The sequence below is a fragment of the Streptomyces sp. NPDC060209 genome, from assembly GCF_042728155.1.
In the GTDB taxonomy this organism is placed as follows: Bacteria; Actinomycetota; Actinomycetes; order Streptomycetales; family Streptomycetaceae; genus Streptomyces.
This window is the reverse complement of the sequence record NZ_JBHWZS010000404.1, coordinates 1-6,779: the sequence shown is the minus strand read 5'-3', so window position 1 is coordinate 6,779 and position 6,779 is coordinate 1. Positions and strand designations below refer to the sequence as shown.

General features: G+C 68.6%; 7 protein-coding genes and 4 pseudogenes. 9 read left to right on the top strand and 2 right to left on the bottom strand.

The genetic code is table 11. From position 1 onward, the window contains the following. Nucleotides 1-175 precede the first annotated feature (175 nt). From ACFWFI_RS39615 to ACFWFI_RS39600, 4 genes and pseudogenes are all read left to right on the top strand, one after another. On the top strand, nt 176-1,192 hold the full coding sequence (locus tag ACFWFI_RS39615; protein WP_387400306.1) for an IPT/TIG domain-containing protein: 1,017 nt from the start codon (nt 176-178) through the stop codon (nt 1,190-1,192). Nucleotides 1,193-1,403: 211 nt separating this feature from the next. Continuing rightward, entirely contained in the window at nt 1,404-1,937 is a 534-nt protein-coding gene (locus tag ACFWFI_RS39610; RefSeq protein WP_387400304.1) for an Ig-like domain-containing protein, read from the top strand. Nucleotides 1,938-1,985: 48 nt separating this feature from the next. Beyond that, nucleotides 1,986-2,296: pseudogene (locus ACFWFI_RS39605) on the top strand (IS701 family transposase); the annotation flags it as partial. 190 nt (nt 2,297-2,486) lie between these two features. Continuing rightward, complete coding sequence (locus ACFWFI_RS39600; protein ID WP_387400308.1) at nt 2,487-2,885, top strand: substrate-binding domain-containing protein; 399 nt, start codon at nt 2,487-2,489, stop codon at nt 2,883-2,885. Between the two features lie 384 nt (nt 2,886-3,269). Here ACFWFI_RS39600 and ACFWFI_RS39595 read toward each other — a convergent pair whose 3' ends face one another. Further along, the gene (locus tag ACFWFI_RS39595) at nt 3,270-3,848 is read right to left on the bottom strand and encodes a TetR/AcrR family transcriptional regulator (RefSeq protein ID WP_387400302.1); all 579 of its coding nucleotides are present in this window, start codon (nt 3,846-3,848) and stop codon (nt 3,270-3,272) included. A 91-nt stretch (nt 3,849-3,939) separates the two neighbouring features. On the opposite strand from ACFWFI_RS39595, the gene ACFWFI_RS39590 reads away from it, so the two are divergent. The 5 genes and pseudogenes from ACFWFI_RS39590 to ACFWFI_RS39570 all read left to right on the top strand — a co-directional run. Beyond that, nucleotides 3,940-4,386 (top strand): anthrone oxygenase family protein, encoded by a 447-nt coding sequence (locus tag ACFWFI_RS39590; RefSeq protein ID WP_387400300.1) that lies wholly within the window; start codon nt 3,940-3,942, stop codon nt 4,384-4,386. Nucleotides 4,387-4,614: 228 nt separating this feature from the next. Then, a complete protein-coding gene (locus tag ACFWFI_RS39585) occupies nt 4,615-5,040 on the top strand; it encodes a DUF4267 domain-containing protein (protein ID WP_387400298.1) in 426 nt (141 codons plus the stop codon). A gap of 309 nt (nt 5,041-5,349) precedes the next feature. Beyond that, nucleotides 5,350-5,451: pseudogene (locus tag ACFWFI_RS39580) on the top strand (hypothetical protein); the annotation flags it as partial. 66 nt (nt 5,452-5,517) lie between these two features. Further along, on the top strand, nt 5,518-5,886 hold the full coding sequence (locus ACFWFI_RS39575; protein ID WP_387400296.1) for a hypothetical protein: 369 nt from the start codon (nt 5,518-5,520) through the stop codon (nt 5,884-5,886). 33 nt (nt 5,887-5,919) lie between these two features. Continuing rightward, nucleotides 5,920-6,523, top strand: a pseudogene (locus ACFWFI_RS39570) (IS5 family transposase); the annotation flags it as partial. Here ACFWFI_RS39570 and ACFWFI_RS39565 read toward each other — a convergent pair. Then, nucleotides 6,510-6,779 (bottom strand): annotated as a pseudogene (locus ACFWFI_RS39565) (hypothetical protein); the annotation flags it as partial. The pseudogenes ACFWFI_RS39570 and ACFWFI_RS39565 overlap by 14 nt on opposite strands.

Below are 6,779 nucleotides of genomic sequence, written 5' to 3'. Positions count from 1 at the left end.
GCTCGCCTTGGCCGCCGCTTCCCAGACGGCGGCTCTCGCCTTCTCGGCCGCCCGGCCATCGATCCCCGGTGGTCGGACGGCCTCACCCGCCGACGTCCCAGATGCGGCGGTCCTCCTGCCCGGAAGCTGTCCCCGTTACCCCGGGCTTCGCCCAGGCTGCCATAGGAGCATCCTCATGCCGCCCACGATCAGTACCATCAATCCCTCGCAAGGGCCCACCACCGGGGGTACAACCGTCACCCTCACAGGCACCGGGATGACAGGGTCTACCGCCGTACGGTTTGGCAGCACCAACGCCACCTCCTTCACCGTCAACTCGGCCACCCAGATCACGGCTGTGAGCCCGCCCCGCGCCGCGGGCGCGGCGGCGGTGACCATCCTCCATCCGACCGGCAACAGCAACTCGGTGACGTTCACTTATGTCGTGGCGCAGGTGCCGGTGGTCACCGGGGTGGCGCCCAACAGCGGCCCGACATCGGGCGGCACCAGTGTCGCTCTGACGGGAACCGGGTTCACCGGGGCCACGGCGATCACCTTCGCCGGGATCCCGGCGGCGTCGTTCATAGTGAACTCAGCCACCCAGATCACCGCAGTGACGCCCACCGGAAGTGCCGGCGCGGCCGTGGTGACCGTCACGACGCCAGGGGGCGTCAGCGCCCCGGACGCATTCTTCTTCTACGCCGCGCCTCCCGTCCTCAACAGTGCCGCCCCCGCCCAGGGCCCGACGGCCGGTGGCGCGGTGGTCACACTGACCGGGAGTAATCTGCTGAATGCCGGTGCCGTGCGCTTCGGCGCCACCGACGCTGCCTCCTTCGTCGTGGTCTCGGCGACACAGATCACGGCCACTTCCCCGCCGGGAACGGGTAGTTCACCGATCACGGTGATCACCCCAGGCGGTACGAGCAACCCTGTTGCCTTCACCTATGTCGCCACGCCCACCCTGACGGCGCTGGTGCCCAGTAGTGGTCCGACCTCCGCAGGCACCGTGGTCACCCTCACCGGCTCGAACCTGGCCACCGCCTCGGCCGTCACCTTCGGGGGTATGGCCGTCTCATTCACTGTTGCGTCGGGCACGCAGCTCACAGCAGTCGCACCCGCGGGCCCCGCCGGCCCGGTTACGGTGACCGTCACCACGGCGGGCGGCACCAGCCCCGGGCTGACCTACACCCGGATCGTCGCGCCCGGCATCTGACAGCCGGACATCGGGAAAAGAAGTCCCGCAAACACTTCATGCAGCCTCTTTTTCTACCTCGCTCAGCTGCCTGACGGCCGGCCCGGGCTGATGATCCAACCAGGCTACTTGTGGGCGCCGCCTCCCTGGAGGGCAAAAGGAATCGTCATAGCGTTTGGCCCCACGGCGCCCGCGCCCTGCGGGCCCGGCGACAGAACAAGGAGCCGAACCGGTGAGAAGCGCACAAAACAGAGGGAAGCTGGTCATCGCCACAGCCCTGGCCGCCGTGCTGGGGCTGGCCTCGCCCGCATGGGCCGAAGCATCGAACACCACAGTGACGGCCACTCCGCAGTCCGCCGCGGTTGGCGCTCCGGTAGTGCTGGCGGCCACGGTCGACTGTCCTGCCGACCCCACCGGCGGGCCCGAGGTCGGCGTGGTGTTCTTCGCCGGCAACATCCAGCTCCCACTCGTGCCCGTGGATGCCAACGGCCTGGCCAGCTACACCTATGAATTCACCACCGCCGGCACGCACACCATCACCGCCTCCTATAGCGGCAACGGGCTGGGCGACGGGGAGTGCTCAGCCTCCAGCGGCACCACGACCGTCCAGGTCACGTCCGCCCCGACGCCCCCTAACCCGACCCCCGGCTTCTGTCTCCTCGCCTGCGGTGGACTGATCAACTTCTCCGTCGGTGACATCACAAACAACATCAACATTTCCGAGCACAACTACGGGTCCCGGAATCAGCAGCACCAACTGCGCTAGTCCTGCAACGGTGTCTGCCGTGACGGGTGGGCTGGTCGATTGTCGGTGTTGTCATGGTGGGAATCTGCGGTCCCTTTGTGGGCGGGTGAGTTGAGTGCGGTGCAACGCGGTTCCTGCACCGATTCAACAGGTCAGAGCCGTGTGAGTCCGTTCTTGCCTATGCGCGGGGACTCATAGCGCCGCTGGAACAGAAGGATGTCTGCACGCTGGCCAAGGAGGCGGGTCACGCAAGTTCGGAACGCATCCACCGCCTGCCGAACCGTATCCAGGAGCCGACGGCGTCCTGGATGACGGACGTGACTATACGATCGAGTATCTCGGTGATCCGGGTGCGGTCCTGATCGTGGACATTTCTGGCGACGTCGACTCCACTGTCGTGCGGGCCCACCACCACACCGTCGGAGCTCGAAGAAGGGGCGCCGGGAACACGGACGTTCGCGAGGCGGCCTGACCAGCAAGATTTCTCTGGCCTGCGACGCTCTCGGCCGCCCGCTCACGCTGGTGGTCGCGGGCGGCAACGTCAAGGACTGCACCCAGTTCATCACCGTGATGGAAGCGATCCGGTGGCCCCGCGTCGGCCCGGGCCAACCCCGGAGCGCGCTGTCTCATGTCATCGGAGACAAGCATCCGCATCACTTGCGGGCTCGCCGCAGCTCTCCAGCGAGCTTGGCGCACCGCTGTTGGGCTGGAGCCTGGAGAGGAAGGATCCGCTGCCGCCCGCCCAGCCCTCTCTGCGCCAACGACCTGCTCGCCTTGGGAGTCCTGCAGGCGCTATTCGACGCCGGTCTGTGTGTGCCAGAGGACATGGCGTTGGTCGGTTACGACGACATCGAGTACGCATCCTCGGCAACCGTCCCCCTCACATCCCTACAGCGTCCAGGCCGGACGACGGGTGCAACAGCCGTTCGGTTGCTGGAGGCGAAGACCACGCTTCCCCTCGGTGAGTAGCGATCACTGCCATGTAGCCCTGACACCCGAGCTGGCCGTGAGAGGTTCCAGCTGCGCTGACAGCGCCCCCGGCCGGCTCAGCTGAAGCGTGTTGCAGAAGGCTGTGGGGCGGGCATTTCTCCGGCATGGGTGGGGTGTTGTGGGCTGAGTGACAGCGCTTCGGTTTGCGCGGCAGGGCCCGCGCGCAGTACCCCGGTCAGCAGCTCTTCGGCGAAGCCGCCCCGCGGCCCGCGGCCGATCCGCGCAGCTTGCGGGGCGGTTGCGCTCCGGGGTACGGGGCCCGGCGATCTGCGCCGTGTGGCCGCGAGGGACCGGAAGCGATGCCGCAGGCAGGCAGCGGCGGGGCCCGGAGGCCCCGGCTGCGTGCCCCGCCGGGGTGGTGTGTCAGACCATGGTGAGCCGGTCCACCAGCAGTTCCACCCTCGGCTCGATGTCCTCCGGCGGCAGCCGTCCCGTTCGGGTCAGGGTGGCCAGCCCGTGCAGGGCCGCCCAGAACACCTCGGTGAACAGTCCCGGGTGGACGCCGTCCCCGGCGACCTCTCCGAGGCTTTCCAGCAGGGCGGCGAAGGCGTCCTTCAGCGGCTCCGGGGTGTCCTCCTGCGCGTACGCCAGGCCGCCGTCGAGCTGGAACAGGGCGTCGTAGACCGCCGGGTTGCGTGCGGCGAAGTCGAGGTAGCCGCGGGTGAGGGCGGTGACCCGGGCGCGCGGGCCGTCCGCGGCGGAGGTCGCGGCCCGCAGCGCGACGGCCAACTCGGCGGCGCCCTCCAGGGCCACGGCGCCGATGATCTCGCGCTTGCCGCGGAAGTGGCTGTATAGGACGGGCTGGCTGTACTCGATGCGCTCGGCGAGCCGGCGGGTGGTGACCGCGTCCCAGCCCTGCTGCTCGGCGAGTTCGCGGGCCGTGGCCACGATGAGGCGCTCGCGGGCCGCCCTTTCGCGCTCTTTGCGTTCCTGTACCGACATGATGCGATTCTAGCATCGCTAGACGAGCGAGCGGCAGTAGTACTATCGTTGCCTCATCGTCTAGCAGTGCTAGATCTCTGGAGGGGTCATCATGCTCAACGCACTCGAGGTGTTCACCACCGTGGCCGTCGGCCTGATGGTGGGGGTGGAGTTCTCCGTCGCTTTCGTCATGAACCCGATCTTCAACGCACTCCCCGAGGACAGCGGCCAGCTCGGCCGCGCCCACGGGGGCCGGATGCTCGGCGCCGTGATGCCGGTCTGGTACATCGGGTCGCTCTTCCTCGTCGCGGTCTGGGCCATCGCCGGATGGCACCACCAGGGCACCGGCCTCGTCGTCACCGCCGGCGCGCTGCTGATCCTCAGCGTGGTCATGTCGATCCTGCTGCTCGTCCCGATCAACAACCGGGGCAAGACGTGGACCCCCGAGAACCGGCCCGCCGACTGGAAGGAGCAGATGAACCGCTGGGACCGCTTCCACTACGTCCGCGTCGCCGTCATCATCGCCGCCTTCGCCCTGCTGGTCGCCGCCCTCGCCTGACCTCGCGGGCCACACCGCGCAAGCGGCGCACAATCCCACTCCCGGGGCGGCAGCGGGCCACCGAAATCCCGACATCCGGGAATGCAGTTGCCGCCCAGAGCCCACAACTGCGATCCCGGCAAACTACGCCCCTCGACCAGCCGCGTCCGCGCGGCCTGATCAGGCCTAACACGACTCAGCAAGCTCCACGAAGCTCACCAAGCCGACGAAGACTCGCAAGGAGAAACAATGTTGCTGAAGAAGATCAACACCCTTCTGGCCGCCGCCTTCATCCTCTTCATCCTCTGGTTCGGGTCGGAGTTCATTCTGCGCCCGGAGACGACGGCACCGGGCTTCGGCCTGCCGAGCTGGCCGTCCGGCGACGCCGGCGGCTTCCTGATCATCAAGGGGATCCGCGACGTCGTCCTGGCCCTGGTCCTGGGCATTCTGCTGGTGACGGGTCACCGCCGGGCACTGGGCTGGGTGCTGTTGGTGGAGGCCCTCGCCGCGTACGGCGACATGGCCACCGTGCTGGCCCACCACGGCTCCGTGGCCACCGCACTCGGCGTCCACGGCCTGACCGCGACGTTGATGGTGGTCAACGGCCTGCTGATAATGCGCGAGACCCGCAAGGTCGCGGCCGCTCCGGCAACGCCCGCCCCGCAGCCCGCCTGACGCCACCTTGGCGCGTGTCGGTATTCGCCTGTCAGGGCCCGAAGGGAAAGGCGAGGCTCGCGTCCGCGGCCCACGATGGTGGATGCCTGACCCCCGCGCCGCAGCGGATGCCACTGACCAACCCCCGACCGATGGCGCGCGGCACAGACCGCGCGCTTCCCGATCGGTCGGGAATGTCGCTGTCGGACCGTCTGAGCACAGCGAGGGACGCCGCTCCTGGGCCGCCACCGTCGCCGCAGGGCCTGTCGCCGCCAAGTCCGCACCAATGGGCGCACCGGTAGCGGCTCGGGAACGTGAGGCCCTGCTGGCCTGGCTGGCCGCATCGACGCAGGAGCTGCTCGACGCACGCGGGAAGCAGGCCCAGATCGCAGCTGCTGGCCGTGGTGGGGTACGTCGCAGTCGCCGCAGACCTCTGGTCCCGTCGCCCGGCACCAGCTCCAGGAGATCTCCCTGCACACGTACGACGCCCAAGCCACCGTGGGTGCCGCGCACCTGCTTCCCGACGAGGTGGCACTCGACGGCGTCGAGGAGTTCCTGTTCACCTGTGTCGCAACGACCAGCGCCTGGCCGCACAAACCCACTTCCGTCAATTGCCACACCACAGAGGGCCGCTCCTGGCGCCTCACGGTCGACGGCAACGGCGCACGTTCCACCCGCATCCCCTCGCCCGGCACAGAACCCGCCGCAATTGTCGGCGATGGCCCGGAAGTGGGTGGCGCCTCCGCACTGGGCACTGCCGCTGAGCTGGTCCTCGTCTTCCACGGTCGCATTCCGTTGGACTCCTTGAAGCTCGACGGCGACCGGCGCATCTTCGACCAACTTCTAGCCTGGGAACCGGAGGAGTAGGACGTGACGTTGGGCCAGCTCGTGCACCCGAGAGCAAGCCTTCTCGCCCAGGCCGATTCCGAAGGCGACCTGGACTGGGTTGTCGCGGTGGACCCCACGATCGTGCGCGTGCACCAGAACGGCTCCGGGGCCCGAAAAAAAAAGGGGCTCCGGCTGACAAACCCGCAGGTCATGCGATCGGACGGTCTCGTCGTGGTGGCCTGACCGCGAAGATCCATCTCGCTGCTGACAGCCGCTGTCGCCCGTTGGGCTTCGCACTCACGCCCGGCCAGGCCGGAGACCCGCCGGCGTTCGAGCACGTGATGGCGGCCAATCCGGCTCCCAGGTCGGGTTGGGAGGCCCAGGACCAGACTCTCCATGGTGTTGGCGGACAAGGCGTACTCATCACGGGCCCATCCGGGACCACCTGCGACAGCGCGGAGTACGCGCCGTGATCCCGCAACCTGCCGATCAGATCGCCAACCGCAGGCGCCGGGGCCGCAGTGACGGGCGCCCGCCCGGATTTGACCGAGATGCCTACAAGCACGCAACACCGTCGAACGCTGCATCAATCGACTCGAGGCAATGGCGCGGCCTGGCTACCTGCTATGAGAAGACCGTCACGGTCTACCGCGTCGGCCTCCTCATCGCGGGCATCTCGCCGCGACCCGCTGGAGGCGCGGACGGTCCTCGGCCAGGAGCCCGCGCAGCAGCTCCTGCGGTAGGCGTTCGGCCCACGGCAACAGGGCCGCGGTTGCTTGCCGGACAACCGCCGTCGACGGGTCGTCCAGGAGTAGTCGTATGTCATCGACGCGTACCGCCTCCAGCGCCCGCAGTCCCGCCACCGCGCAGGCGCGCAGGCCGGGGACCGGGTGCGCGAGGAGCGACCGGAGCAGGTCCGCATTCTCAGGCAC

Coding starts and splice junctions, on each gene's coding strand:
- ACFWFI_RS39590 (WP_387400300.1), top strand. CDS start 3,940: ATGCTCAACGCACTCGAGGTGTTCACCACCGTGGCCGTCGGCCTGATG.
- ACFWFI_RS39615 (WP_387400306.1), top strand. CDS start 176: ATGCCGCCCACGATCAGTACCATCAATCCCTCGCAAGGGCCCACCACC.
- ACFWFI_RS39595 (WP_387400302.1), bottom strand. CDS start 3,848: ATGTCGGTACAGGAACGCAAAGAGCGCGAAAGGGCGGCCCGCGAGCGC.
- ACFWFI_RS39585 (WP_387400298.1), top strand. CDS start 4,615: ATGTTGCTGAAGAAGATCAACACCCTTCTGGCCGCCGCCTTCATCCTC.
- ACFWFI_RS39600 (WP_387400308.1), top strand. CDS start 2,487: ATGGAAGCGATCCGGTGGCCCCGCGTCGGCCCGGGCCAACCCCGGAGC.